Source organism: Nocardiopsis sp. EMB25, from assembly GCF_026797795.1.
GTDB classification, from domain to species: Bacteria; Actinomycetota; Actinomycetes; order Streptosporangiales; family Streptosporangiaceae; genus Nocardiopsis; species Nocardiopsis lucentensis.
Map to the genome: position 1 here is coordinate 3,945,434 of NZ_JAMTDN010000001.1, position 25,403 is coordinate 3,970,836.

The 25,403-nt window shown below is 71.6% G+C and carries 22 protein-coding genes and 2 tRNA genes; 12 read left to right on the plus strand and 12 right to left on the minus strand.

What is annotated here, in order from left to right; translation table 11 throughout:
- Window positions 1-56: 56 nt before the first annotated feature.
- Both KIK06_RS17025 and KIK06_RS17030 read left to right on the plus strand, forming a co-directional pair.
- The gene (locus tag KIK06_RS17025) at window positions 57-668 is read left to right on the plus strand and encodes an RNA polymerase sigma factor (protein WP_268644006.1); all 612 of its coding nucleotides are present in this window, start codon (window positions 57-59) and stop codon (window positions 666-668) included.
- 5 nt (window positions 669-673) lie between these two features.
- Window positions 674-1,852: a CU044_5270 family protein gene (locus tag KIK06_RS17030; RefSeq protein WP_268646040.1), complete on the plus strand. Its 1,179-nt coding sequence runs from the start codon at window positions 674-676 to the stop codon at window positions 1,850-1,852.
- 113 nt (window positions 1,853-1,965) lie between these two features.
- Here the strand turns inward: KIK06_RS17030 and KIK06_RS17035 are convergent, their stop codons facing one another.
- From KIK06_RS17035 to KIK06_RS17050, 4 genes are all read right to left on the minus strand, one after another.
- Window positions 1,966-2,247: a chorismate mutase gene (locus KIK06_RS17035; RefSeq protein WP_017596855.1), complete on the minus strand. Its 282-nt coding sequence runs from the start codon at window positions 2,245-2,247 to the stop codon at window positions 1,966-1,968.
- Between the two features lie 99 nt (window positions 2,248-2,346).
- Window positions 2,347-3,462, minus strand: coding sequence for a glycosyltransferase family 4 protein (locus tag KIK06_RS17040; RefSeq protein WP_268644008.1), 1,116 nt, complete (start codon window positions 3,460-3,462; stop codon window positions 2,347-2,349).
- Window positions 3,459-4,394, minus strand: coding sequence for a glycosyltransferase family 2 protein (locus tag KIK06_RS17045; RefSeq protein WP_268644009.1), 936 nt, complete (start codon window positions 4,392-4,394; stop codon window positions 3,459-3,461). The genes KIK06_RS17040 and KIK06_RS17045 overlap by 4 nt, the downstream gene beginning before the upstream one ends.
- Before the next feature lie 36 nt (window positions 4,395-4,430).
- On the minus strand, window positions 4,431-6,476 hold the full coding sequence (locus KIK06_RS17050) for a hypothetical protein (RefSeq protein WP_268644011.1): 2,046 nt from the start codon (window positions 6,474-6,476) through the stop codon (window positions 4,431-4,433).
- A 258-nt stretch (window positions 6,477-6,734) separates the two neighbouring features.
- On the opposite strand from KIK06_RS17050, the gene KIK06_RS17055 reads away from it, so the two are divergent.
- Window positions 6,735-7,538: a TIGR03089 family protein gene (locus tag KIK06_RS17055; RefSeq protein ID WP_268644014.1), complete on the plus strand. Its 804-nt coding sequence runs from the start codon at window positions 6,735-6,737 to the stop codon at window positions 7,536-7,538.
- Window positions 7,539-7,854: 316 nt separating this feature from the next.
- On the opposite strand, the gene KIK06_RS17060 is transcribed toward KIK06_RS17055, so the two are convergent.
- Entirely contained in the window at window positions 7,855-9,069 is a 1,215-nt protein-coding gene (locus KIK06_RS17060; protein ID WP_017596864.1) for an amidohydrolase, read from the minus strand.
- 68 nt (window positions 9,070-9,137) lie between these two features.
- Window positions 9,138-9,938, minus strand: a complete 801-nt coding sequence (locus KIK06_RS17065; RefSeq protein WP_026127281.1) for a helix-turn-helix domain-containing protein — start codon at window positions 9,936-9,938, stop codon at window positions 9,138-9,140.
- A gap of 311 nt (window positions 9,939-10,249) precedes the next feature.
- On the opposite strand from KIK06_RS17065, the gene KIK06_RS17070 reads away from it, so the two are divergent.
- Window positions 10,250-10,852, plus strand: coding sequence for a peptidylprolyl isomerase (locus tag KIK06_RS17070; RefSeq protein ID WP_268644017.1), 603 nt, complete (start codon window positions 10,250-10,252; stop codon window positions 10,850-10,852).
- An 18-nt stretch (window positions 10,853-10,870) separates the two neighbouring features.
- Here KIK06_RS17070 and KIK06_RS17075 read toward each other — a convergent pair whose 3' ends face one another.
- Window positions 10,871-12,043 (minus strand): cysteine desulfurase family protein, encoded by a 1,173-nt coding sequence (locus KIK06_RS17075; RefSeq protein ID WP_268644019.1) that lies wholly within the window; start codon window positions 12,041-12,043, stop codon window positions 10,871-10,873.
- A gap of 61 nt (window positions 12,044-12,104) precedes the next feature.
- Between KIK06_RS17075 and aroA the strand changes: the two genes are divergently transcribed.
- The 3 genes from aroA (at window position 12,105) to KIK06_RS17090 (ending at window position 15,644) form a co-directional block, all read left to right on the plus strand.
- A complete protein-coding gene (gene aroA, locus KIK06_RS17080) occupies window positions 12,105-13,388 on the plus strand; it encodes a 3-phosphoshikimate 1-carboxyvinyltransferase (protein ID WP_017596869.1) in 1,284 nt (427 codons plus the stop codon).
- Entirely contained in the window at window positions 13,385-14,395 is a 1,011-nt protein-coding gene (rsgA, locus tag KIK06_RS17085) for a ribosome small subunit-dependent GTPase A (RefSeq protein WP_268644022.1), read from the plus strand. The genes aroA and rsgA overlap by 4 nt, the downstream gene beginning before the upstream one ends.
- Window positions 14,396-14,909: 514 nt before the next feature.
- Window positions 14,910-15,644, plus strand: a complete 735-nt coding sequence (locus tag KIK06_RS17090; protein ID WP_017596871.1) for a response regulator — start codon at window positions 14,910-14,912, stop codon at window positions 15,642-15,644.
- A gap of 160 nt (window positions 15,645-15,804) precedes the next feature.
- Here KIK06_RS17090 and KIK06_RS17095 read toward each other — a convergent pair whose 3' ends face one another.
- Complete coding sequence (locus KIK06_RS17095) at window positions 15,805-16,095, minus strand: DUF2087 domain-containing protein (RefSeq protein ID WP_051059087.1); 291 nt, start codon at window positions 16,093-16,095, stop codon at window positions 15,805-15,807.
- 15 nt (window positions 16,096-16,110) lie between these two features.
- On the minus strand, window positions 16,111-16,695 hold the full coding sequence (locus KIK06_RS17100; RefSeq protein ID WP_017596873.1) for a TetR family transcriptional regulator: 585 nt from the start codon (window positions 16,693-16,695) through the stop codon (window positions 16,111-16,113).
- A 137-nt stretch (window positions 16,696-16,832) separates the two neighbouring features.
- On the opposite strand from KIK06_RS17100, the gene hisN reads away from it, so the two are divergent.
- The 5 genes from hisN to KIK06_RS17125 all read left to right on the plus strand — a co-directional run bounded on the left by hisN (window position 16,833) and on the right by KIK06_RS17125 (window position 21,460).
- The gene (gene hisN / locus KIK06_RS17105; RefSeq protein WP_017596874.1) at window positions 16,833-17,633 is read left to right on the plus strand and encodes a histidinol-phosphatase; all 801 of its coding nucleotides are present in this window, start codon (window positions 16,833-16,835) and stop codon (window positions 17,631-17,633) included.
- Between the two features lie 94 nt (window positions 17,634-17,727).
- A complete protein-coding gene (locus tag KIK06_RS17110) occupies window positions 17,728-18,303 on the plus strand; it encodes a hypothetical protein (protein ID WP_268644026.1) in 576 nt (191 codons plus the stop codon).
- A gap of 156 nt (window positions 18,304-18,459) precedes the next feature.
- Window positions 18,460-19,704, plus strand: coding sequence for an ABC transporter permease (locus tag KIK06_RS17115; protein WP_268644029.1), 1,245 nt, complete (start codon window positions 18,460-18,462; stop codon window positions 19,702-19,704).
- A 10-nt stretch (window positions 19,705-19,714) separates the two neighbouring features.
- Window positions 19,715-20,740: an HlyD family efflux transporter periplasmic adaptor subunit gene (locus KIK06_RS17120; protein WP_017596877.1), complete on the plus strand. Its 1,026-nt coding sequence runs from the start codon at window positions 19,715-19,717 to the stop codon at window positions 20,738-20,740.
- On the plus strand, window positions 20,741-21,460 hold the full coding sequence (locus KIK06_RS17125) for an ABC transporter ATP-binding protein (RefSeq protein ID WP_268644030.1): 720 nt from the start codon (window positions 20,741-20,743) through the stop codon (window positions 21,458-21,460). It abuts the gene before it with no gap.
- Between the two features lie 276 nt (window positions 21,461-21,736).
- Here the strand turns inward: KIK06_RS17125 and KIK06_RS17130 are convergent.
- From KIK06_RS17130 to KIK06_RS17140, 3 genes are all read right to left on the minus strand, one after another.
- A tRNA-Met gene (locus tag KIK06_RS17130) sits at window positions 21,737-21,813 on the minus strand.
- 242 nt (window positions 21,814-22,055) lie between these two features.
- Window positions 22,056-22,129, minus strand: a tRNA-Met gene (locus KIK06_RS17135).
- Between the two features lie 158 nt (window positions 22,130-22,287).
- A complete protein-coding gene (locus KIK06_RS17140) occupies window positions 22,288-25,251 on the minus strand; it encodes a UPF0182 family protein (protein ID WP_442789777.1) in 2,964 nt (987 codons plus the stop codon).
- Window positions 25,252-25,403: the final 152 nt, after the last annotated feature.

Here is a 25,403-nt window from a genome sequence, read left to right on the forward strand (position 1 = left end):
TTCCGGGGATCGGGCTAAGAGGGATGTAAGCACCCCCAACCGATGGGACCCGCCCCATGTCCCTAGTCGATTCCGGGACCGGCCGCGCCGAGGACGCCGACCAGGCATCCGACGCGGCCGTGATCCGGCGGTCACTCACCGATTCGGCGCACTTCAGCGCCATCTTCCGGAGACACGCGCCCGCACTGCACCGCTACGTGGCCCGAAGGCTCGGTCAGGCGGACGCCGACGACATCGTCTCCGAGACCTTTCGCACGGCGTTCCTCACACGCCACCGCTACGACCCCGCCCGCCCGGACGCCCGCCCGTGGCTGTGGCGGATCGCGACCAACCTGGTGCGCCGCCAGCACAGGAGCGAAACCCGCCACTACCGGGCGCTGGCCAGGACCGGGGTGGACCCGGTTCTGGAGAACCACGCTGACCGGGTGAGCGAGCGGGTCGACGCCCAGAGCGTGTCGGCACTGCTCGCCGCTCCCCTGGCGCGGCTCTCCAAGGGCGACCGGGACGTGCTGCTGCTCGTCGCCTGGGGCGACCTCACCTACGAGGAGGTCGCCTCGGTCCTGGGGATCCCGGTCGGCACCGTCCGGTCCCGTCTGCACCGGGCCCGCAAGCGCGTGCGCGCCGCCCTCCCCGAGAACCCGTTCCCCGCGAAGGAGACCGACCAGTGAACGAGATGGACCACCTTCGCCGCATGCGCGAGAGCGTTCCCGAACCGACCTCCGACTCCCTGAACGCCCGCCTGGCCTGGCGGCCCGGACACCCGAACGCGGCCGCGACGACGGTCCGGAGGCTCGGGGGCCGGCACGTGCCGGGGCGCGTCCCGCCAGCCGTCTCCGGGGCCGCCGTCCTGGTGGCCGGCGCCGTGTTCGCCTTCCTGGTCCTGGGACCGCCCGGGTTCATGCGACCGGACTCGGTCGTGCTGACCCCGGCCGCCCCGTCGGAGGGGACCGGAGGCGAGGAGCCCGCCAACGACGGCAGCGCCGCGGAGGCCATGGCCCCCGCCGTCGAGGCCGCCCGGTCCCGACCGGCCGACGGTGCCGTCTGGTACGCGGAGACCGTCTCGGCCCGGGCCTGGGGGGTGGGCCCCGAGGGTGACAGGTACGGGGTGTACGACATCCGCGAGACCCGGCACTGGACGAACGTCGAGACCGATCTGCACACCTTCCAGCACACCTCGACGGACTGGGCCCTGGTCACCGACCGCGGCCGGGAGGCGTGGGAGCGCGACGGCGCCCCCACGTTCTGGCCGGCGGAGACCACGCGGCTGGAGATCCCCAACGACATGGTGCTCGGAGAGCCGTACACCCCCAGCGAACCCGGCTATTTCTTCGGCGAGTCCCCGCTGGGCCCGCGGGAGCTCCAGGAACTGCCCTCGGACCCCGAACGGCTGCGGGAGATGCTGCGGCCCGAGGGGGAGGAGGAGCAGCTGGACGAAGGGGACACGGCGGAGGCGGGCTTCCACACCGTGCCCAAGCCGTCGGTCGCGACCGTCCGGGCCGTCCTGGACCTCCCCCTCCCTCCGGAGGTCAGGGCGGGCGTCTACGAGGTCCTGGCGGGGCTGCCCGACGTCCGCGCGGCCGAGGGGGTCACCGAGGACCGGTCCGGACGGCCCGCCGTGGGAGTCGCCTACGACGTCGAGGGGCTGATCGACGGACGGTACGAGGAACGGCTCCTCTTCGACCCCGAGACGGGCCTGCCCCTGGCCTCCGAACGCGTGGTGGTCCAGGCCCCGGAGTGGGCGGCCGACTGGGTGGAGCCCGGTGACGTCGTCGAGTACACGCTCCACGAGACCTTCGAGTGGACCGACGCGTGGCCCGACGTGGAGGTACCCGAGTTCGTCGTGGACGAGTAGGGCCCCTGACCGCGCGGCCAGGTCCGCCACGCCCCCCGGGACGCACAGCCGCCGACACCGCGCGCGGTCCACGGCTGTCCCCCGGGCGGTGACGGCGGGAGCCCCGCGTGCGATCAGGGTCGGCCGATGCGAGCGTGTTCGCTTAGTTCCAGGTCGATGAAGGCGTCGATCATCTCGGTGTAGACGCGCTCGACCACCTCGGGCGCGACGCCCTCGGTCACCGCGAGTTCCCGAAGGCGCGTCATCATCGCCGCTCTGCGGTCCGGCGCGCGCACGGCGTCCCCGTCGCCCTTGTACGCCGCCGCCTGCTTGACCAGAACCTGCCGGGCGGCGAGCAGTCGCACGATCCGCCCGTCGATGGCGTCGATCTGCGAGCGGACCTCCGATAGTGACATGCCGCGACCCTACAGCACCCGGTTCGGTGGCTCTCCTCGCTCCCGGGGTGTCGGGGGAACAGACGGCGCCACGTGGCGGCGAGGGCGCGCCGTGCCCGCTCAGGCCGTCAGCAGCCGCCCGGTGTAGGCCCGCCAGTAGGGCTCGGCGTCCACCGGGCGGACCCCGGCGCGCAGCCGTTCGGGCTCCCCCGGGGCGTAGAACTCCTTCAGTGCGCGGGCCAGGTCCCCGACGTCGTCCGGGGCGCACAGCAGGCCGTCGACCCCCTCGCGCACGTGGTCCGCGAGCGTCCCGGCCCGGGTCGCCACCACCGGCGCGCCGTGCTCGTGGGCGAGCCAGACGTTCTGCGTGGCGGTGGCCGTCCGGTACGGCAGGACGACGGCGTCGGCATCGGCGAACAGCCCCGGCAGGTCCGCGGCGGGCACGTACCCCTCACGGAACCGGACCCGGTCGGCGACCCCCAGCTCCGCGGCCAGCTCCGCCAGCTCGCCGGAACCGCCCCAGAACTCGCCCGCCACCGTGAGCGCGACGTCCTCGGGAGCCCCCGCCGCGAGCGCCCTCAGGAGCACGTCCACGCCCTTGTAAGGGCGGACGATGCCCAGGAACAGCAGGTGCCGCCGCTCCCCCGGCGCGGCCGGGAGCGGGCCGCCCGTCTCCGGCAGGTGCGGGGGCATGTGCGCCACCACGGGCCGGGGCCTTCCCGCTCCCCGCAGTCCCTCGGCGAGGAGGGCCTGGTCGGGTGAGTGGGTGACGACGGCGTCGACGCGGCGCAGCAGGGCGCGGGTCAGGGACACGTCCACGGCCCGGCGCTCGTGCGGCAGCACGTTGTGGCACAGCGCCACCACCCGCGTGTCCGCGCGCCGGGAGCGCACGCCCGCGAGGACCCCCAGGTAGGCGGGGACCTGCACCGGGGAGAACAGGGTCAGCACCACGAGGTCGGCCGTACCCGCCAGGCGGCGTCCGGTCCGCCACCAGCCGTCCGGCCGGTACCAGGCCAGGTCGTGACGGGTGTCGGGGTAGGGCTCGCCCTCCGGGTCGGTGATGGTCTGCCGTCCCGGGTAGAGCGCCGCCGGGTACTGCGCCCGCCACGACTCGACCGCCGTCGGGTGGCCGAGCGCGCGCAGCCGGTGCGCCAGTTCGGTGGTGTGCCGAGCGCCGCCGCCCTTGTAGGGGTGGGCGGGCCCCACGAGGGCGACCCGGGCCGGTTCGGCGCTCACGCGCCCTCCCGTGAGCGGACGATGAGGTCGGCCAGGAGCCCGATCGCCGCGAGGATCAACCCCGTCATGAGGATCATGACCGTGTTGTTGGCGATGTAGAAGAGATCCCGCACCTGGTCGAACACGAACTTGGCGGCACCGACCCCGAGCAGCGTCAGCGCGAGCGGCATGAGCACCTTGAGCGGGTTGAAGTACATGACCATCCGCAGCACCTGGAGGATGTAGCGGTAGGCGTCCTTGACGAAGTGGAACTTCGACGTGCCCGCCCGCGTGGCGTACTCGACCGGCACGTACCGGATGGGGTGCTGGTTGGACAGGAAGGCCAGGGTGATCGTCGTGACGCAGGAGAACCCGGGCGGCAGCAGCCGCAGGTAGGGGCGGGCGACGTCGCGCCGGAACACGCGCAGACCGGAGTTGAGGTCGGGGATGCGGGTGCCCGTGAGGCCCTCGGCGATCTTGCGGATAACCCACTTGGCCGGGACGCGCAGGGCCTTGTGCGAGCCCATCTCCTGGGTGCGCGCGCCCACCACCTGGTCGATCTCGGGATCCTGGTCGAGCATCGCGACCAACTCGGGGATCCGTTCGTTGGGGTAGCTCATGTCCGCGTCGGTCCACACCACGAACTCGCCGCGCGCCCGCTGACTGCCGATCCGGCGCACCGTCCCGGACCCGCCGTTGTGGCCGAAGGCGATCACGCGCAGCCGTGGGTGGAGAGCCTCGGCGTCGCGCAGCCGGGCGAGGGTGTCGTCGGTGGAGGCGTCGTCCACGGCCAGCAGTTCGTATCCGTACCCGGAGGCGTCCATGGCCGAGCAGATCCGCTTGACCTCGTCGAGGACGTGGTCCTGCTCGTTGTAGCACGGGAGCACGACGGTGACCCGTACGGGCGCCTCGTCCGTGTTCGGGTCCTGGATGTGGTCGGGTGTGTGGCTCATGCGTCCGTCTCAGCGGTGTGGTTGGGGCCGGGTCGATCAGTCTGTGGCCGGAATGACGGCCACCCAGACGCTTCCTCGGAAGGTCCAGTGGCCGGTGGGCGGTTCCATGAGGGTACTGGGGTCCATGTCGGCGACCACGTGGAAGGGTCGTACGGGTGTGACCGCGCCGCCGGTCAGCTCCATGAGCGGGGCTGACTCGGGCGCCGCGAGCACGGCGGTACGGCCCCGTTCGTGGATCTGACCGACGACCCGCGCCACGTCCCCGGGCGTGGGCTCGTCCATCGCCGCCGTCGGCAGCCCGCACACGTTGCGCAGCAGCGGCAGGTAGTTGCCCGCCATTCCGCCGTCGACCACGACGACCGACCCGTCGTCGGGTAGGTGCGCGCAGAGGTTCTCCGTGGCGGCGACCGTGCCCACGTCCTGCCGGTAACCCATGATGCCGCCCGCCGCGGTGGCGGCGGTCGGCACGATCATGGCCACTGAGGCGCCCGCGGCGACCACGGTCGGAAGGGAGCGTATGAGCGGCCCGCTGCCGTCGAGCCGGACAGCGCGGTCGCAGTAGCGCGTGAGCCAGGCCAGGAACCAGACGGCGAACAGGATGAACGCCGGGATGACCAGGGCGATCAGCCGTCTGCTCGCCCACGGGTGGTCGGGGGTGATGGCGGGGCGCAGGAGGGTGGTGCCCACCGTCCACACCAACAGCATGGCGGGCAGGACCCACTGGGGTTCGCGGCGCGCCGTGACGCGGCGCAGGACCAGGGCGAGGCCGAGTGCGGCGAACAGGACGGTGCCCAGGCCCACGTACCAGCCGACCCAGTAGAGGCTGAGGTCGTAGTAGGTGCGGCTGCCCTCGATCGGCAGCCCCTCGCGTTCCTGGACGGCGGCGACCCAGTGGTCGGTGAAGTCGCTGCCGTGGCCGTAGTCGGGCCACAGCAGGGGACGGATCGCGAAGCCGACCATCGCGATCAGGGCGAGGACGGCCATGGCGGTCGGCAGCCAGCGGACCCGTTCCACGCGGGGGACGCCGTACCGCCACAGGGCGGCGGTGGCGACGACGGTGACCACGATGACGACGGCGGTGATCACCAGGAGCGGGTTGAGCGAGTCGGACAGGTAGTCCAGATAGGGACGGGACAGGCCGTAACCGGCGTACAGCCCCATCCCCGCGCCGACGAGGAGTCCGCCCAGCAGCGGCAGTGCCTGCCCCCGGCGGGCGAGCAGCAGCAGCCCGACGAAGCCGAGGACGGGCAGCAGGTCGCGCAGGACGTCGATCCGCACCACCAGTCCCAGGCCGAACGACAGTCCGGCCGCCGCGGCCAGGGTGTGCTGGGCGGACCAGCGATCACGCAGGAAGGAGCGTCGGGAAAGGGCGTCGTAGGCGAGGACCAGCCCGCCGAGCAGGAGGATCTGGGTGGCGGGTTCGCTGTAGGTGAACCGGCTGACCCACTGCTGGGGCAGACACACGGCCAGGACGACGGCGGCCAGCGGGGCCCATCGGGCGCCGACCAGGCGGGCGGTGAGCCCGGCGAGCGTCAGCACGCCCAGCGCGCCCAGGACGGGGGTGGTCACCAGCATGCCGGTGAGGCCGCCCAGCCAGTACCCGATCGAGGTCAGCAGGGGCGCACCGGCCATGAACTGCGGCCAGATGGCGTCGCCGCGCTGGTACTGGGCGAGGCTCTGGTAGCTGAGCGAGGGGTCGTCCCCGGCGATGAGGTCGGTGCGCAGGGGGATCGGCAGGGATCCGTTCTCCGCGATCCACACCGTGTACATGGCGTAGGAGGCCGGGTCGCGTCGGATGACCAGCGCCTCGGCGTGGTAGGCGATCTGCACGGCGGCGAAGGCCACGGCTATCAGCAGCACGAGGACGACCGGCCACCAGGGCACGTCCTCCTCCGGGTCCGGAATGAGCCGGGGCACCAGGGCACAGGCCGTGACCACCACGGGGACACCGACGACGATCCCGGCCAGCGGCGTGAACAGGCCGAGCGCCAGGAGGGGGAAGGCCACCAGGAGCCAGGCCGAGACGGCGATGGCGGGGAGCGCGGTGACACGGGCGAGGATCCGTCCGGGAGGCAAGCGCATGGAGACACTCTGGCACCTCGGGCGACATGGCGCACACATCGAGGTGGTCGGTGGTCCGGCCCCCAGGGGAATGTCCGACGGCGGCCGACGCCCGCCCGCCGCGCTCGGCGGGCGGGGACAGGGGACGGTGTGGGCCCGGAGCGGGGTCCCTTCACCTGGTGAGAACGCCGCGAGAGTCGTGCTGGGGCGTCGCGCGGCGGAGCACGTGTCCGTGGGACACCGTCAGGGGGTCCACGGGACACCCCCTAGAGTGGCGGCATGTCCGAGACTCCAGCACAGCTGTGGCGTGACCTCGTCGCCACCGCCCCCGCTCACCCGTTCGTGACCTCCTACGACGCGTCGGGAGGCAGGGTCGAGCTCTCCCCGGCCACCCTCGACAACTGGGTGTCCAAGACCGCGAACATGATGGTGGACGGGTTCGGGACACAGCCGGACGACCGGGTGGCGGTCGCGCTGCCCCTGCACTGGCAGTCCATCGTCTGGCTCCTGTCCTCCTGGTCGGTCGGAGCCGTGGCGGTGCCCGTCGACGGCGACGCCTTCCCCGACGGGGCGCAGATCGCGGTGGCCGACGCCGACCGGCTGGGGGCGGCGCTCGACAGCGGAGCCGAGGAGGTCGTGGGCGCGTCCCTGCACCCGCTCGGACTGCCCCTGAGGGACCTTCCACCGATGGTGCTCGACTACACCACCGAGGCCCGGGGACACGGTGACCACTTCTCCCCCTACGTGCTCGACTCCGGGGCTCCCGCGTACGCGAGCGGGCGCGCGTGGACCGGCGCGGAGCTGGTCGCCGCCGCACGGGAGCGCGCCGAGCGGTGGGCGCTCACGGGCGGGGACCGCGTGGGGATCGTGATCGGCCCCGCCACGCCGCTGTCCGTGCTCGGCGACGACGCCTCGGTCCTCCTGGCCGCGGTGGTCGCGGGCACTGCGCTCGTGCTCCTCGAGGGCGGCCCCGAGGACGCGACCGACCTGCGCTCACGCCTGAAGATGGAAGGCGCCACCGCCGTCCTGGACCTGGCGGACAGTGGTGTGGCGGCCGACGGCGGCTTCCGCGCGCTGGGCTGACCCGTCCTTCCCGGATCGGCGCGTCGGGCGCTCCCCGGCGCCCTCTCGGGCCTCGCCCGCCCTTCGTGCCTCACGGGCCTCGCGCTCCCGCTCGGCCCGGTAGAGGTCGGCGGCCTGGGCGTGGATGTCGGGGTGCATGACGTCCTCCTCGGGGGTCCGGTGGGTCGGGACCGTGTGCCCCGACCAGCACCAGGCTTCCGCTAAGGAGGGCGCCCCCACCATGGGAGAACCTCCCTATTTCCGCTGGGCGGCCGCGCCTCAGACCACGCGCCCCGCGCCTTAGTGCCCGATCGGGCGCTAAGGCGCGGGACTGCTCCTAGCCCTCGCGGTAGAAGGCGTCCGCCACCACGCGCTCCCGCCGCTCCTCGTCGTAGGTGTACACCTCACGGCCCTCGACGAACACGCGCAGGGCACGGCTCATGACGTCCAGGGGGTCGCCCGACCACACCACCACGTCGCCGTCCAGACCGGGCCGCAGCGCGCCCACCCGGTCGTCGATCCCCATGATCTCGGCGGGGTTGAGGGTGATCGCGCGGATCGCGGTGTCGCGGTCCAGGCCCTCCTTCACGCACAGGGTCGCCTGGTGCACGAGGAACTCGATCGGGACGACCGGGTGGTCGGTGGTCAGCGCGACCTTCACACCCGCCCGGTCGAGGATGCCCGGGTTGGCCAGCGTCTTGTTCTTCACCTCGACCTTGGACCGGCTCGTCATCAGCGGACCCGTGATCACGGGGACGCCGCGCGCGGCGATCTCGTCGGCGAGCAGGTGGCCCTCGGTGCAGTGGTTGATGATCAGGCGGTACCCGAACTCGTCGGCCAGGCGCATCGCCGTGTGCATGTCGTCGGCGCGGTGGACGTGCTGGCACCACGGGAGCTCACCGTCCAAGACGCTGACCAGCACCTCCATGGCGTTGTCCCGGTCGAAGGGGGTGCCCTCGGCAGCCGCGTGGTCGCGCTTGGCCTTGTAGTCCTGCGCCTTGGTGAACGCGTCGCGGATGACCGCCGCCACGCCCTGCCGCGTCGAGGGCAGCTGCTTCTTCTCTCCGTACACGCGCTTGGGGTTCTCGCCCAGGGCGCTCTTGACGCTGGTCGGCTGCCTGATCAGCCGGTCCTCCATGCTGCGTCCCCAGCACTTGACGGCCACCGTCTGGCCGCCGATGGGGTTGCCGGAACCGGGCTTGACGACGGAGCTGGTCACACCGCCGGACAGGGCGTCGACGAAGCCCAGGTCGGCGGGGTTGATGGCGTCCAGGGCACGCATGCGCGCGCCGTTGGGGTCGGTCATCTCGTTGGTGTCGTCGCCCGCCCAGCCGACGCCCTCCTCGTCGATGCCGATGTGGCCGTGCGCCTCGACGAAGCCGGGCAGCACCCACTTTCCGGAGGCGTCGACGACCGTGGCCCCCTCGGGAACGGTGACGTCGGCGTCCGGGCCGACCGCGGTGATGACGCCGTCGGAGATGAGGACCGTGCCGCCGTCGACGGGGTCTCCGTCGACGGGCACGACGTACCCGGAAGTGATCGCGATATCCATGGCGGGCAACCTAGCCCATCATCGGGTGTTCCCCCAAGGGCCGGTCGCGTCCGGATTCACCGTCCGGGTCACCGCGCGGTCAGGAGCTCCGAGTCCGGCGCCAGTTCGACGGCGACGCCCTCGATGGCGTCGCGCACCATCGTGCACCGCCCGACCTGCTCACTCTCAGCCGTGAGGTCTCCCCCCTGCGCGGCGAACGCGTAGACCATGCTGGGCCGGTCCTCGAACTCCATCAGGCGGAAGGCTCCCCCCAGTCCCGGGTGGTGCGGGGTCTGCTCGGGGATCACGCCCATGGTGACGATGCCCGCCGCGATGAGGTCGGCCAGGAAGCCGCGCTGGGCGTTGATGACGGCCGCGCCGCCCTGGGGGCGGGTCAGGGCGATCTCGTTGAGCACCACCCGCAGCCGGGGGCCGTCCGGTCCGGTCATCGCCGCGCGGTGGGCCATCTCCTCGTCCACCATGGCCTCGACCTGGTCCGCGCCGAGGCCGGGGTGGGCGGGCCCCAGGATGGCCCGGGAGTACTCCCGGGTACGCAGGAACGTGGGCACCGCCATGGGTTGGTGCTCCCAGAGCCGCGCCGCGTGCGTGCCGAGCTCCCGCATGTCCCCGAACTCGTTGGGGAAGGCCTCGGCCTGGAGGGTGACCGCCCACGCGTCGACCAGCTGGTGGTCGGCGCCCAGCGCGGTGTCCACCCGTTCGACCAGTGTCCGGGCCGGTCGGCAGTGCGCGTCCTCCACCTCGCGGAGCTTGTCGTCGGTCACCCCGACGGTCCTGGCCAGCTCGGCGCGTGAGAGCCCTTTGTCGGACCTGGCGCGCAGTATCCGCGCGCCGAAGGGGAGCCACATCGCAGACGGCAACGCAGTGTTCACTCCCGAATCCTCTCCCGTCGCCGGTCGGGGCGGGCCGTGTCCCTCGGGTCGACCCCGCCCCCTTCATCCGACCATCTCCCGTGGCGGTGCGGCTGGTCAAGCGACGGGGCGGGTGCGGCGATCCGTGATAAGTCAGTACAAGCACCGACAATGCCGTCCCATGACCGGACGCGTTCGAAGTATCATCCCCGAACCCCTCTGACCTGCGCGGCTCCCGTCGGGTGATCGGCGTGCCCCGGGGTGGGGAAGCCCCTCCTCCCCCAGTACTCTGAGTGCCGCCCAGTCGCGAACCACACCTCGGAAGTGAACCGATGAAGCGCTTGACCCTGCCGGCGACCGTCGTGCTGTCCTCCACCCTCCTGCTCGCCACGACCGCGTGCCAGGACGACACGGAGGTGTCGGACGTGGAGGGCGCGGTGCTGAACACCAGTGAGGGCGACATCACGGTGGAGCTCTTCCCGGAGGACGCTCCCCTGGCCGTCGCCAACTTCGTCGACCTCGCCGAGGGCGAGGGCGTGCCCAACCCGGTGACCGGGGACGCGGCCTTCTACGACGGGACCGTCTTCCACCGGGTGATCGAGGGGTTCATGGTCCAGGGCGGCGACCCCGAGGGGACCGGACGCGGCGGCCCCGGGTACACGTTCGAGGACGAGTTCGACTCCGGCCGCACCTTCGACGAGCCGGGTGTGCTCGCCATGGCCAACTCGGGCCCGGACACCAACGGGTCGCAGTTCTTCATCACGGTGGCGCCGACCACGCACCTGAACGGCGGCCACACGATCTTCGGCCAGGTGGCCGACGACGAGTCCTACGCGGTCGTGGAGGCGATCTCCCAGGTGCGGACCGACCAGAACGACCGTCCGGTGGAGGACGTCGTGCTGGAGTCCGTCACGATCCAGCGCGCGGGGGACTAGCCGGCGCCTCTCCAGAACCTAGCGCCGCCGCTTGGCCCGGGCCGCGCGGGCCCGCTCGACGGCGGGCCCGATCGCCCCCGCCAGCGCCGCGACGTCCTCCGGGGCGGAGGTGCGGCCCAGGGACAGCCGCAGACTGCTCAGCGCGGTGTCCGGGTCGGCCCCCATCGACAGGAGTACGTGGCTGGGCTGGGCGACCCCCGCCGAACACGCGGAACCGGTCGAGCAGGAGATGCCCCGCGCGTCGAGCAGCATGAGCAGCGCGTCCCCCTCGCAGCCGGGGAAGGACAGGTGGGAGATCCCGGGCAGCCTCCCGTCGGGGTCGCCGTTGACGACGACGTCGGGAACCTCCGCCCGCACGCGCTCCTCCAGGTCGTCCCGGAGCGAGGCCAGGTGCTTGGCGTGCTCCTCGCGCTCGGCCACGGCGAGGTCAACGGCGGTGGCCAGCCCGCGCAGCAGGGGCGTGGACAGGCTGCCCGAGCGGATGTCGCGCTCCTGGCCGCCGCCGTGCAGGACGGGAACCGGGGCCAGGCCCCGTCCGACGACCAGGGCGCCCGCCCCGACCGGGCCGCCGAGTTTGTGGCCGCTCACCGTCAGGGCGCTGACTCCGCTGGTGGCGAAATCCACCGGCTCCGCTCCGACCGCCTGGACGGCGTCCGTGTGGAAGGGGACCCCGTGTTCGGCGGCCACGGCCGCCAGCTCGGCCACCGGTTGCACGGTGCCGACCTCGTTGTTGGCCCACATGACCGAGACCAGGGCGACCGAACCGGGATCACGCTCGATCGCGTCCCTCAGCGCCCGGGGGTCGACGCGCCCCGCGCCGTCGACGGGGAGCGCCTCGAAGACCGCCCCCTGGTGGTCGGCCATCCAGTGCGCCGGGTCGAGGACCGCGTGGTGTTCGACCGCGCTGACCAGGATCCGCCGCCGGGCCTGATCCTCCGCGTTCCGGGACCAGTACAGTCCCTTGACCGCGATGTTGTCGGACTCGGTACCGCCCCCGGTGAAGACCACCTCGTGCGGCGTGCAGCCGAGGGCGCCCGCGAGCCGTTCCCGCGCCTCCTCCACCGTGCGGCGCGCGGCGCGGCCGTGGCCGTGCAGCGACGAGGGGTTGCCGAGGGAACCGAGCTCCTCCGTGAGGTCGGCGATGACCTCCGGGCGGACGTCGGTCGTGGCTGCGTGATCCAGATACACCATGGCGCTCCCAGAATACGCCCGCCACCGCCGTCCACGCCCTCGGTCCCGATAACCTTGAGTCATGCCTGACTCCTCGCAGCCCACCGGCCACCACTGGCACGCTCCCACGGCCCAGCGGCCGGTGAGCGCGCGACTGTCCCTGCCCGGTTCCAAGTCCGTGACCAACCGGGCGCTCGTGCTGGCGGCGCTGTCGGAGACGCCGTGCGTCGTGCGCCGCCCGCTCGCCAGCCGCGACAGTGAACTCATGATCGGCGCGCTCCGCGCCCTGGGCGTGGGCGTCACCCAGGACGGCGAGGACCTCGTCGTCACCCCCGCCGCGCTGCGCGGCCCGGCGTCCGTCGACGTCGGCAACGCCGGAACGGTCATGCGCTTCGTTCCGCCGCTCGCCGCCCTCGCCGACGGCGACGTCCACTTCGACGGGGACCCCCGCGCCCGTGAACGGCCCGTCGACGAACTCCTGAACGCCCTGCGCGCCCTCGGCGCGGACATCGACGACGGCGGGCGCGGCGCCCTGCCCATGACCATCCACGGCACCGGCGCGGTGCCCGGCGGCGAGGTCGTCCTGGACGCCTCCGGATCGTCCCAGTTCGTCTCGGCGCTGCTGCTCAGCGGCGCCAGGTTCGCCCAGGGCGTCCACGTGCGCCACCAGGGGCCGCCCGTGCCCTCCCAGCCGCACCTGGACATGACGGTGGAGATGCTCCGCGCCGTCGGGGTGTCCGTGTCCACCGGGGAGAACTCCTGGAGGGTGGAGCCGGGGCCGGTCAAGGCCACCGAGATCACCGTCGAGCCCGACCTGTCCAACGCCGCGCCGTTCCTGGCCGCCGCCCTGGTCAGCGGTGGCGAGGTGACCATCCAGGGGTGGCCCGAGCACACCACCCAGCCCGGCGACGAACTGCGCTCCCTCTTCACCCGCATGGGCGGTGAGGTGTCCCGCTCCGGCGGCGACCTCACCCTGCGCGGCACCGGTCAGGTCAACGGCATCACCGCCGACCTGCGTGACGTCGGCGAGCTCACCCCGACCATCGCCGCCGTGGCGGCCCTGGCGGACACGCCCTCCCGGCTCACCGGGATCGCGCACCTGCGCCGTCACGAGACCGACCGCATCGCCGCGCTCGCCGCCGAGATCAACCACCTGGGCGGTGACGTGGAGGAGCTGTCCGACGGCCTGGTCATCCGCCCGCGACCGCTCCACGGCGGCGTGTTCCACTCCTACGACGACCACCGGATGGCCACGTCCGGCGCGGTGATCGGCCTGTCGGTGCCCGGGGTGGAGGTGGAGAACATCGCCACCACGCGCAAGACACTGCCCGACTTCCCCGGCCTCTGGGCGGAGGCTCTGGCATGAGCCGCACGCGGGGCGGGGGACGCCACCTGGACGAGGACGACATCCGCGTACGCGCCCGGGGCGGCTCCCGACCCCGCACCCGCAAGCGCCCCAAGCACGAGAACGCGGTGGAGGGCCTGGTCACCGCCGTGGACCGGGGCCGCTACCGGTGCCTGGTGAACGACGTCCCGGTCGTGGCCATGAAGGCCCGTGAACTGGGCCGGGGCTCCATCGTCGTCGGCGACCGCGTCGACGTCGTGGGGGATCTGTCCGGGAAGCCCGACACCCTCGCCCGTGTCGTGCGGGTCCGCGACCGCCGCTCCATCCTGCGCCGCACCGCCGACGACACCGACCCCGTCGAGCGGGTGATCGTCGCCAACGCCGACCAGCTGGCCATCGTGTGCGCGCTCGCCGACCCCGCGCCCCAGCCCCGTTTCGTCGACCGGTGCCTGGTGGCGGCCTACGACGCCGGGCTCGAACCGCTCCTGTGCCTGACCAAGGCGGACCTCGCCGACCCCGACGACCTGGTCCGGGTCTACGAGCCCCTGGGACTGCCCTACGAGGTGCTGAGCCCCGAGGGGGACCTCACCCGGCTCAGATCCCGCCTGGCCGACCGGACCAGTGTGTTCGTGGGTTCGTCCGGTGTGGGCAAGTCGACTCTGGTCAACCGGCTGATCCCCGGAACCGACCGGGCCGTGGGCCACGTGAACGCCGTGACCGGCCGGGGCCGCCACACCTCGACCTCCGCCGTCGCGCTGCCCTTCGAGGGCGGCTGGCTGATCGACACCCCCGGGGTGCGCAGTTTCGGGTTGGCGCACATCGAGCCCGAGGACATCGTGGCGGGCTTCGCCGACATCGACGAGGTCGCCCACGCGTGCCCCACGGACTGCACGCACCAGGAGGACGTCGAGGGCTGCGCCGTCGCCGCCGCGCTCACCGAGGGGACCCTCGACCCCGACCGCGTGGGGTCGCTGCGCCGCCTGCTCGCCAGCCGGGAGGGCGCCCTCGACGAGGAACCCGGGGCGTAGCACCCGACCGCGCCAGGGCGCTTCCCCCGTCCAGGGACGGATTCCCCGGCTCACCGAAATCCGTTGATCACTCTCGGTAGTCTCCCGTCACGCCCGGAAAAGACGGGGAAGGACGAGCATGATCACTCGAATGACGCGTGAGTTTCCGCTGATGGCCGGCGGATGGACCTGCGTGTATTGCGACTGGCCCAATCGGCCTGGAGCGTCGGTGCGCGAAAACCCCTTCCACTGCGGGGCCCGGACAGATAGAAGATTTCGGTCAGAAATAAACCGGGTATTTGCTCTGTCCCGCCCCTGGGAAGGTGTGGCGATACCCCGGACCATGTGCCCGTTTTCTGGTGACATGACCGGGGTACCGCGAGAGAGGTTCACTCGATTCCGCCGTAGAGCACAGGAAGCCTGCCTAAAGTGGAAACTCCCCTCCTGAGGCGGTGCGTTCCCCACCGCCGGGCCACATGGACGGAGGCGGGGACGTGGAACCTCTCGTCTGTCACGCGCAAGGAAGGCCGTCGTCGTGAGTCCGCACCCCCCGAGCCCCCCAGCCCTGATCCGGACCCCGGAGGAATCCCTCGCCCCCTCCCGCCCCATCCGCGTCCTCGTCGTCGACGACCACGCCCTGTTTCGACGCGGCCTGGTGTCGGTCCTGGACGAGGAGGAGGACATCGACGTGGTCAGCGAGGCGGGTGACGGCGAAGAGGCGGTGCGCCTGGCCGCCGAGCACCGCCCCGACGTCGTCATCATGGACGTGCGCATGCCACAGGCATCCGGCATCGACGCCTGCTCACGTATCCGTGAGGCCCTGCCACAGGCGAAATTCATCATGCTCACGATGAGCGACGAGGAGGTCGATCTCTTCGACGCGCTCAAGGCCGGCGCCACCGGGTACCTGCGCAAGGAGATCTCGGTGACCGAGATCCCCCGGGCGGTGCGCGGTATCGCCGTGGGGCAGTCCTTCGTCGACCAGGCGATGGCCACCAAACTCATCGGTGAGTTCGCCGAACTGGCCAAACAGGGAGGCTCCCCGCGCGGGTCGGCCCCGGCACTGCCGCAGCTCACCCCGAGGGAGACCGAGGTGCTCAAGCTGCTGGCGCACTCGCTCAACAACCGGGAGATCGGCGAGCGGCTGTTCATCACGGAGAACACCGTGAAGAACCACGTGCGCAACATCCTGGAGAAACTCCAGGTGCACTCGCGCACCGAGGCCGCCATCTACGCCGTGCGCGCCGAGTACGTGCATCCGGGAACGTAGGCACGGCGAACGCGCCCCGCTCACCGTGGTGGCGGCGGGGAGCATTTCCGCGAAACCCACGAGTGGCGGAGCGAATTCGCCCGCGCATACCTGGGACGGGGGCATTGGGAAAGGCCGGGTCGAGGGCCGGGGGACACCCTCCTCCGACCCGACCGCACCCCTACAGGTCCACCGTCCCCCCGCAGCGCCAGTACCGCGACCGGTCGCGCTCCATGAACCCCTCGTCCACCAGGCTGTGCCGCAGCACCGCCAGGTCCGCGCTGAACCGCACCAGCACCGCGTTCACCTCGGCCTCGGTGTAGCGGACACCCGGCTCGAAGGTCCGCGCCACCTGGTCGAACAGCACCAACCGCTCGGCGCGGCGCACCGGAAGCACGGTGATGCGGCCGTGCGGCATGTACTTCCTCAGCACCTTCCGCCGCTCCCGCTCCGACAGCGGCTCCTCCCACACCGGAGGCACCCCCTCTCAGCGTCCGCGCGACAGCATCCCGTGCACGACGCGCTCGACCCGTTCCGCCGCCCGCTCCGGGTCGATCGGCTGCAACGCGTAGGAGACCGTCAGCCGCACCGCGACGTCCGCGACCGACTCCGCCAGCGGCGCGTCCACCCACGGGCAGCGCTCCCCCACCCGCCACGCGATCCGCTCCCCCAACACGTCCAGCAACGGCGCCGACCTCGTCGTGAGCACCGGCAGCAGCTCCCGGTCACCGGTCACCACCGCCCGCAGCAGCGGGTTGTCGCGCGCGTTGAGCAGTATCAGCCGCGTCGCCCGGCTCACCGCGTGCGCCGGGTCGTGCTCCTCGGTCTCCAGGAGCCGCACCACCGTGTCCAGCAGGGCGTTGACCTCGCGCACCACGATCGCCTGGAGCAGCCCCTCCTTGCTGCCGAACACGTTGTACAGGGTCTGCCTGGACACCTTCGCCGCCGACGCGATGTCGGCCATCCGCTGTCCCTGCCAGGCCCCGGCCACGATCTCGGCGTAGGCGGCGTCCATCAACCGCTCCCGCGCCGACGTCCCCTCGGCGTGCCTGCGTCCGCTCGCGGTCTCCATCCCCCCATCCTCCCACCGAACGGCCCTGGAACCCCGTCCCCCCGAATCTTCTGCAGTCCCTGATGTGACTAACACTCTGGTCACGCGGGGGTGCCCCCATCGCCATGAACGCCCCGGTCCCGGTAGCGTTACCGGCCATGGCGTCCTTTGACGATGATCTGCGGCTGGCCCACGTGCTCGCCGACGCTGCCGACGACCTCGCGCTCAAGCGGTTCCGCGCGCTCGATCTGGTGGTCGACACCAAACCGGACCTGACCCCGGTGACCGAGTCCGACCGTCTGGTCGAGGAGACCCTGCGTGGTGTGCTCTCGCGCGCACGCCCCCGCGACGCGGTCGTGGGCGAGGAATACGGCAAGACCGGCAACAGCAACCGTGTGTGGGTCATCGACCCCATCGACGGGACGAAGAACTACGTCCGCGGCGTCCCCGTCTGGGCGACCCTCGTCGCGCTCCTGGAGGGCGACCGGCCCGTCGTCGGCCTCGTGTCCGCCCCGGCCCTGCACCGCCGCTGGTGGGCCTCCAAGGGCGGCGGCACCTGGACGGGACGCGGTCTGGCGAAGGCCACCCGCTGCCACGTGTCCAAGGTGTCAGAGCTCGCCGACGCCTCGTTCAGCTACTCCTCGCTCAGCGGTTGGGAGGAGCGCGGCCTGCTCGACTCCTTCCTCGGTCTGACCCGCTCGGTCTGGCGCACGCGCGCCTACGGGGACTTCTGGTCCCATGTGATGGTCGCCGAGGGTGTGGTGGACGTGGCGGCCGAGCCCGAGCTGTCGCTGTGGGACGCCGCGCCGCTGCCGATCATCCTGGAGGAGGCCGGCGGGCGCGCGACCAATCTGCGCGGTGAGGGCTTCGAGGACGGCGGCCCGCTGGTGTGCAGCAACGGCCTGCTCCACGACTCCGCGCTGACCTGGCTCAACGGCGGCCCCACACCCGTCCGGTAGCGGCCCCGGCCGCACCCGGGCGGGGCGGCCGTCCCGGCCAGCGTTCGTCACATTCCACACGCATCCCATAACCCCAGGTAGTAGCCTGCCGGATGTGCTGACCACGACACCCCTCCGGGCCGCGCTCCGCCGCGCCGCCGCCCTCCTCACCACCACCGCGGCCGCCACCGCCGCCGTCGCCTGCGGTGCCGGGCACGGGCACACCCCCGAGGAACTCGACGCGATGATCGCCGACCGCGTGCGCGACTCCGCCTCGTCCGAGCCCTCGGCCCTCCCCGACACCGTGTTCGACCCCGACACCTACATGTGCTCTCCGGCCGTCGACTCCCCCACCACGGACACCTGGCGGACCGAGACACCGCGTTCGGCCGTCTCCCCCGGCGCACCGGCCCGGTTGGGTGTGCTGGCCGGTGAGGACACCGAGGTCACCAGGGTGACCGTGGCCGTCCTCTCCCCGGACGGGTCCTCGTCCTCCGCCGACGTCGTCCTCTCCCCGGGGGCCTGGTCCCACGTCGACTACCCCGAGGACTTCACGGCCACCGCCACCACCGACGAACCCGACCCCGCCATCGGCTCCGAGGAGGGCCGCACCGACGGTGTCCATACCGTTATCTGGAGCGACGGCGACTCAGGGACCCCCCTGACCTGTGACGGCTTCTCCGTCGGCTGACCTCCCGGAGCGCGTCGGCCCCTCCCCGGCCACAAACCCGGTCCCGCCGTGAACCGAAATTCCTTTTCCCCTCGTTGGGTGTCGTGAAACCACCCGATTCACGCGGGCCCGGCCGCTCCTCTGCGGTGCCGGGCCCCACACACGGGAAGGGACCGAATGCTACGTTCCCTCACGGCCGGGATCGTGCTCGCCTTCGCCGGCTCCCGGGCCAACATCGCCCGGACCATCCTGTCCTGCGCCGGTGTCGTCGTCGGTATCGGCGCGCTGATCCTCGTGGTCATGGGCAGCGACTTCGGGCAGCGGTACGCCGTCGCCTACAGCGAGATCCAGGGCGGACTCCCCGCCACCCTGCAAGTCAGCGTCAGCGGTGAGATCAGCGACCGCGACGCCCTGGAGGAGGACCTGTACCGCGCGGGCGGCGAACAGGTCTCCCTCTACCAGACGCCGGGGGACCTCATCCGGATCCGTTCCGGCGACACGGCCGCGCCGGACGTGGAGTTCCGCGGCGTCGACGCCGAACTCGGCGACATCCGCCGCCTCGACATGGCCCAGGGCCGCTGGTTCTCCGAGGAGGACACCGAGTCGCTGGCCCCGGTCCTGGTGATCAACCAGTCCCTGGCCGACGTCCTGCCGGACCTGGCGCGGGTGCAGATCGGCCAGGACCGGTGGGTGGAGGCGCGCGTCGTCGGCGTCATCGCCGACTCCAACATGGACTTCAGCTGGCAGACCGCCTACCTGCTGCGCTCCCCCGCCAGCGAGGAGATACTCTTCTCGGCGCCGGGGTCCGAGGCCCCCGCGGAGGAGTTCGGGTTCCCCATGGGCGAGAACACCTACGTCGTCCGTGTGGACCCGGAGCACCCGGGCACGGCGGACTACGGCGGGGCGTTCGCGCAGACCCTGGCCTCCGCCGGTTGGCGCTGGGGGGTCACCGACCCCGAAGCCATCTGGAGCTACCGCGCGGACAGCGCCGACATGCTGGAGGAACCCCTGCGGTACATGACCTGGGGTCTCCTCGGCATCGCCTTCATCACCCTCGGCACCGGCCTGCTCGGCGTGCTCAACGTCGGTCTGGTCACCGTGCGCGAGCGCCGCCGCGAGCTGGCCACCTACCGCGCTCTGGGGGCCACCCGGTTCACGCTCTTCGTGGCCGTGGTGATGGAGGCCGTGGTCGTGTCGGTCGTGGCGGGGGCCATCGCCCTCGCCGGGTGCTGGGCGCTGGGGTCCCTGGCTTCGGTGGTCGTCACCGAGCTCGACCTCGTGCCGCCCGGCGTCGACGTGCGCGTTCCGGCCGACGGCGTGCTCCTCGGACTGGGCAGCGCCGCCGGTGTCGGACTGTTGGCCGGGATCATCCCCGCGGCCCGGGCGCTGCGTGCGTCCGTCGTCGCCGGACTCCGCGAGTAGGAGACTCACGATGAGCAAGAAGAAGTGGATCATCGCCGGCACCGGACTCGTGCTCCTCGCGGGGCTCGGCGGCGGTACCTACGTCATGCTGCCGCGGGTGCTCGGCGGGGGCGGCCCGGAAGTTCCCATGGAACAGGCCGCCCTGGAGACGAGCGCGCCGTTCACGGTGGAGCTGGGCTCGATCAGCTCGGTGATGGTGTTGGACGCCACCGTCCGGGCCGCACCCGGGGAGGACGTCACGGCGCGCAACGGCGGCACCGTCACCCGCGTCTGGGTGAGTGACGGGGCTCCGGTCGAGAACGGCGCGCCGATCGTGACCCTGTCCGCTCCGGACGCCGGGGCCGCCGGGGGCGAGGAGGGCGCCGAGGCCCCCGCCACCCGCGAGGTCACGCTCTACGCGCCCCGCGTGGGTGACGTGACGGGGCTCGGCGACCTGCGCGACGGTGACGTCGTCGAGCCGGGGGCGGTCCTGGCGACGGTCGCCCCGGACGAGTTCCAGGCCGTGGCGACCATTCCGTCGAACGACCTGTACCGCTTCGGCGGCGAGCCCCGCGACATCGAGCTGAGCATCGACCAGGGCCCCGCGCCCACCGCGTGCGAGTTCGTCTCCCTGGGCCCGGCCGAACAGGGGGGCGGAGGCAACGCCCCCGAGGACGGTGGAGGTGTCGAGGGCGGTGGCGGTGGCGGCACCGAACTGGTCTGCCGGGTCCCCGCCGACGTCGAGGCCTTCGAAGGTGTGACGGGGAAGCTGTCGGTCTCCGTGGAGGACGTCTCCAACGTCCTCGCCGTCCCCGTGACCGCCGTACGCGGCAACGCCGACGAGGGCGAGGTCATGGTCGTTGCCGAGGACGGCTCCCAGGAGATGCGCGAGGTCGCCCTGGGTGTGTCCGACGGCTCCATGGTGGAGGTCACCGAGGGCCTCAGCGTCGGTGAGCGGATCATGGACCCGGTTCCGCTCGACCCCCGCTTCGACGTTCCCGGCGGCGCCGACGAGGAGTTCTCCGAGGAGGACTACCTCATCATGGAGGGCGAGTAGATGGCGGTCGGCACACCCCCGCCGGGGGCCGCGCGGTCCCCGGACGACACCTCTCCCCTCCTCAGGGTGGAGGGTATGACCAGGCACTTCATGGTGTCGGGCACCCGGATCGACGTGCTGCACGACTGCACGTTCCAGGTGGCGCGTGGCGAGGTCGTGGCGATCGTCGGCCAGTCGGGGTCGGGGAAGTCCACCCTGCTCAACCTGCTCGGCCTGCTGGACCGGCCGAGCGGCGGCACGTACGTCTTCGACGACGTCGACACCACCCGCCTGGGCGAGGGGCGCCGGTCCCGCCTGCGCGGCGAGGGCATCGGCTTCGTCTTCCAGCAATTCCACTTGCTGGAGCGGCGCAGCGCACTGGCCAACGTGGGCGTGCCGATGGTGCTGGGCGGGGTACCCGTGCTCCGCCGCCGCACCCGTGCCCGCGAACTGCTGGAGTCCGTCGGCCTGGGGCATCGCCTCAGCTCGCAGCCGCACCAGCTCTCCGGCGGTGAGCAACAGCGTGTGGCGCTGGCGCGGGCGCTGAGCCGGGAACCCGCGCTCATCCTCGCGGACGAGCCCACGGGCGCCCTGGACGCCGCGAGCAGCCGCATGATCATGGACCAGCTGCTGGCCCAGGCCGAACTGCGCGGCGCGGCCGTAGTCGTGGTGACGCACGATCCCAAGGTCGCCGAGCGGGCCGGCCGCGTGGTGGAGCTCGTCGAGGGCCGCACGCGCTGACCCTCATCCCGTCCCACACGTCGGGCCGCGCTCTCATGCGAAGAGCGCGGCCCGACGTGTGGTTCGGCCGCGGACGGAAAACGTCCGCGGGTCCTTCCCGGTGCTCCTCGCCGTGAGACTCCACTCGGGTTTTCCCATAAAAGCGAGGGGCCGACGTGGAAGGAATCTTTGTCTCCGACCACTCCGGCCTTCACCGCGGGGCCGGGGATCATTCCTCGGAAGAAGCAAAAGACCGGCATGGAGGGAAACTTGGTTTCCGACCATGCCGGTCCTCATTGGTAGCGGGGACAGGATTTGAACCTGCGACCTCTGGGTTATGAGCCCAGCGAGCTACCGAACTGCTCCACCCCGCGTCGTTGATCCCTATTTTAGGGCCTTTCGCCCTGGGTGGCAAACCAGTTTTTCCTGAGAAGAACCGGATGGGATCCACCCCGGTCGGGCCGTTCGACCTGACCTTCGTCAATCGTACCAGGGCTCGCACCCCGCGACGACCGCCGCCAACTCCCACCCTCACGAAACGGATTCCGCGCCCCGCCGGAACGGGGAACCGGGTGAAAAGCACCGGACCCGGAATTTCTTCCGGGTCCGGTATCAGTAGCGGGGACAGGATTTGAACCTGCGACCTCTGGGTTATGAGCCCAGCGAGCTACCGAACTGCTCCACCCCGCGTCGTTGTGTTCTCAACAGTAGCGTGTCCGGGCCGTGAACCCAAATCGACGCCACGAGACGTGGAGCACGCCGCCCTCGGGGAGCGGCCCCACGCGAACGGGGCGGGGCCCGCGGGCCCCGCCCCGTCACCGGTCACCCGAAGCCGGAGACCGCGGCGACTACTCGTTCAGCGCCTCCTCGATCGCCTCCAGGGCCTCCCGGAGGTCCTCGTTGGCCTGGTCCTGGTTCTCCTGCGCCTCCTCCCAGGCCTCGACGGCCTCGTTCAGCGCGTCGGTGAGCGCCTCGTTGCCGGAGGGCTCCTCGGCCGGCTCGTCCGCGTCGCCCTCGGCGGGCTCCTCGTCCTCGGCGGGCGCCTCCGGGTCGGGCAGCGGGGCCTCACCCTCACCGAAGAGGTTGTTCAGCGCTTCCTGGAGGTTGCTGCCGATCGCGACGTCCTCACCGAAGCCGACCATCACCTGCTGGAGCAGTGGGAAGGAGGCCGCGCCGCCGCCACCAGCCTGGACGTAGAGCGGCTCGACGTACAGCAGGCCGTCGCCGAACGGCAGGGTCAGCAGGTTGCCCCGCGTCACCTCGGCGTTGGACTGCTCCAGCGGCAGCAGGACCTCGCGGACCGCCGCGTCGGAGTCGAAGGCGTTCTGCATCTGGCCGGGGCCGAAGTTGACCGTGCTGCGCGGCAGCTCCAGCAGTTGCAGCTGGCCGTAGTCCTCCGAGTTCGGGTCGCTGTTGACCGCCATGAACGCCGCGAGGTTCTCCCGGTTGCGCGGGACGAACGTCGTGGTCAGAGAGAAGCTGGCCTCGTCCGCCCCCGGGTAGTTGATGGTCTGCCGGTAGGGCGGCATCGGGTCGTCGTCCCCGGTGGTCGGGTCCGCGGGGACCGTCCAGAAGTCCTGACCGCCGTAGAAGGCCTCGGCGTTGGTCACGTGGTACTCACGCATGATCTCGCGCTGCACCTTGAACAGGTCGTCCGGGTAGCGGACGTGGTCGAGCAGCTCCTCGCTCATCTCCGACCGGGGCGTCACGATGCCGGGGAAGGCGCTCATCCACGTCTGCAGGACCGGGTCCTCCTCGTCCCAGGCGTACAGCGTGACGGTGCCGTCGTAGGCGTCGACCGTCGCCTTGACCGAGTTGCGGATGTAGTTGACCTCGTTGCCGGGAAGGGCTCCGACCTGCTGTGCCGTGCCGTTCGTGAAGGTGTCGGTGACCGCCTGGTTGAAGTCGATCGGGTTGGCGTACGGGTAGCCGTTGGACGTGGTGTAGGCGTCCACGATCCACTGGACCCGGCCGTCCACCACCGCCGGGTAGGGGCTGCTGTCCACGGTCAGGAACGGGGCGACCCGCTCCACGCGCTCCAGCGGGTCGCGCTCGTAGATGATGCGCGAGTCGCTGGTGATGGCGCTGTTGAGCAGGATGTTCGGTTCCTGGTACTTGATCGCGTACAGGACCCGGTCGAAGAAGGTGCTCAGCTGGACGCCGCCGTCGCCCTCGTAACGGTTGTAGGCCTGGGATCCGCCGTCCTCGGCGCCCTCGTCACCGCCGTTCCCGTCGGCCTCGCCGCCGTCGGTCCCCTCCTGGGCGCCCTCCTCGGAGCCGCCCTCGGTGTCGGAGTCGGACGGGGCGCGGGCCTCGTCCGGCTCGGGGCTGGCGGTCGGCTCCTGGGCGTCCTCCAGGGTCGGGACGTCCTCGGTCTCCTCCTCGGGGTCGAGGGGGAAGTCGTACTCGCGCTCGGCCTGGACGATGACGTACTCCGCGCCCTCGCGGCCGTAGTAGATCCGCGGCTCGTACTCGCCGGTGACCTCGCTCAGCTCACCCCGGGGCGGGATGTTGTACTCCGTGAAGACCGGGCGGCCCTCGGGGTCGATCAGGTTGCCCGCGGCGGCGACCATGCCGTAGCCGTGCGTGTAGATCAGGTGCCGGTTGAGCCAGTTGTCCTGGTCGGAGGGCGGTCCCTCCAGCTCGCGGACGGCGACGATGGTGTCGATCAGGTTGCCCTCGGGGTCCGGGTACCGGTCGACCTCCAGCACGTCCGGGAACTCGTAGAAGCCGCGGACCTGCTGCATCTGCTGGAAGGTCTGCGAGATCACGGACGGGTCGGCCAGACGGACGCTCGGGATCGTGTCGGCCTCGGCCGCCAGCTCCTGCGGCGTCAGCTCTGTCGTGGCGTCGTAGTCCGTCACCTCGGCGTCGGCGATGCCGTAGGCCTCACGCGTGGACTGGATGTTGCGCTCGATGTACGGCTCTTCCAGGCGCTGCTCGTTCGGGCTGACCTGGAAGCGCTGGACGATCTCGGGGTAGGCGACGCCGACCAGCACCGCGGACAGGACCAGCAGACCGAGGCTGGCCATGGGGACCATGGTGTTCTTGAAGTAGATGTTGGCGAAGAAGAGCACGGCGCAGATGACGGAGATGACCGTGAGGATCATCAGGGCCGTCTTGACCGCGTTCACGTCCGTGTAGGACGCGCCGAAGGTGTACCCGCGGTCGGAGAAGACCAGGCCGTAGCGGTCCAGCCAGTACGACCCGGCGCGCAGCAGCACGAAGACGCCCAGGAGCACCGACAGGTGCACCCGGGCGGCGGGGGTGGCGCGCTGGCCGCTGTCGTTCTGGAGGCGCACGCCCCCGTACAGGTAGTGGACGATGACCGCGGCGATGAACGCCAGGATGACCGCCGCGTACACGTAGCCGAGCAGCGTCCGCAGGAACGGGTAGACGAACGCGAAGAACTGGATGTCGATGCCGAACTCGGGGTCGGCGACGCCGAAGTCGGTCGCGTGCACGAACTGGAGGTAGGACCGCCAGTCACCGCTGGCCGCGGCTCCGGCCAGGAGGGCGAGGGCGCCGACCGCGATCCAGAAGAACAGCTTGCGGTGCGGGTCGATCGACTGCCGGTAGCGGTCGAGTCCCTGCTGCTCCAGGCTCATGGGGCGTACGCCGGGCCGGGAGCGGTAGGCGAAGAAGATGCTGGCGCCGACGATGACGGCCATGACCAACGCGGAGACGGCGAACAGCAGTACGCGCGTCCACAGTTCGGTCAGGAACACCGTCGTGTACCCGACGGAGCTGAACCACTTGAAATCGGTCCAGAAGTTCGCGGCGAGCGCCAGGCCCGCGATGATGACGACCACGGTCGCCGCGACAGGCGCGAGCAACCTTGATCGGCGAGGCATACGCGCAGGTGGTGCGCCGGGCGATCGGAAGCTCACGCCTCCCCCTCGTTCTGGCTTGGTAGATGCGTTCGGTGCGCGTGTGGCGCCTTATTACTGAGAACTTATGCGGA

What these genes read in the sequence shown, in the direction of transcription:
- KIK06_RS17030 (WP_268646040.1), top strand. Translation starts at nt 674, where the DNA reads ATGGACCACCTTCGCCGCATGCGCGAGAGCGTTCCCGAACCGACCTCC.
- KIK06_RS17100 (WP_017596873.1), bottom strand. Translation starts at nt 16,695, where the DNA reads ATGGAGACCGCGAGCGGACGCAGGCACGCCGAGGGGACGTCGGCGCGG.
- KIK06_RS17045 (WP_268644009.1), bottom strand. Translation starts at nt 4,394, where the DNA reads ATGAGCCACACACCCGACCACATCCAGGACCCGAACACGGACGAGGCG.
- KIK06_RS17035 (WP_017596855.1), bottom strand. Translation starts at nt 2,247, where the DNA reads ATGTCACTATCGGAGGTCCGCTCGCAGATCGACGCCATCGACGGGCGG.
- KIK06_RS17070 (WP_268644017.1), top strand. Translation starts at nt 10,250, where the DNA reads ATGAAGCGCTTGACCCTGCCGGCGACCGTCGTGCTGTCCTCCACCCTC.
- KIK06_RS17050 (WP_268644011.1), bottom strand. Translation starts at nt 6,476, where the DNA reads ATGCGCTTGCCTCCCGGACGGATCCTCGCCCGTGTCACCGCGCTCCCC.
- KIK06_RS17060 (WP_017596864.1), bottom strand. Translation starts at nt 9,069, where the DNA reads ATGGATATCGCGATCACTTCCGGGTACGTCGTGCCCGTCGACGGAGAC.
- rsgA (WP_268644022.1), top strand. Translation starts at nt 13,385, where the DNA reads ATGAGCCGCACGCGGGGCGGGGGACGCCACCTGGACGAGGACGACATC.
- KIK06_RS17055 (WP_268644014.1), top strand. Translation starts at nt 6,735, where the DNA reads ATGTCCGAGACTCCAGCACAGCTGTGGCGTGACCTCGTCGCCACCGCC.
- KIK06_RS17120 (WP_017596877.1), top strand. Translation starts at nt 19,715, where the DNA reads ATGAGCAAGAAGAAGTGGATCATCGCCGGCACCGGACTCGTGCTCCTC.
- KIK06_RS17025 (WP_268644006.1), top strand. Translation starts at nt 57, where the DNA reads ATGTCCCTAGTCGATTCCGGGACCGGCCGCGCCGAGGACGCCGACCAG.
- KIK06_RS17075 (WP_268644019.1), bottom strand. Translation starts at nt 12,043, where the DNA reads ATGGTGTATCTGGATCACGCAGCCACGACCGACGTCCGCCCGGAGGTC.
- hisN (WP_017596874.1), top strand. Translation starts at nt 16,833, where the DNA reads ATGGCGTCCTTTGACGATGATCTGCGGCTGGCCCACGTGCTCGCCGAC.
- KIK06_RS17115 (WP_268644029.1), top strand. Translation starts at nt 18,460, where the DNA reads ATGCTACGTTCCCTCACGGCCGGGATCGTGCTCGCCTTCGCCGGCTCC.
- KIK06_RS17125 (WP_268644030.1), top strand. Translation starts at nt 20,741, where the DNA reads ATGGCGGTCGGCACACCCCCGCCGGGGGCCGCGCGGTCCCCGGACGAC.
- aroA (WP_017596869.1), top strand. Translation starts at nt 12,105, where the DNA reads ATGCCTGACTCCTCGCAGCCCACCGGCCACCACTGGCACGCTCCCACG.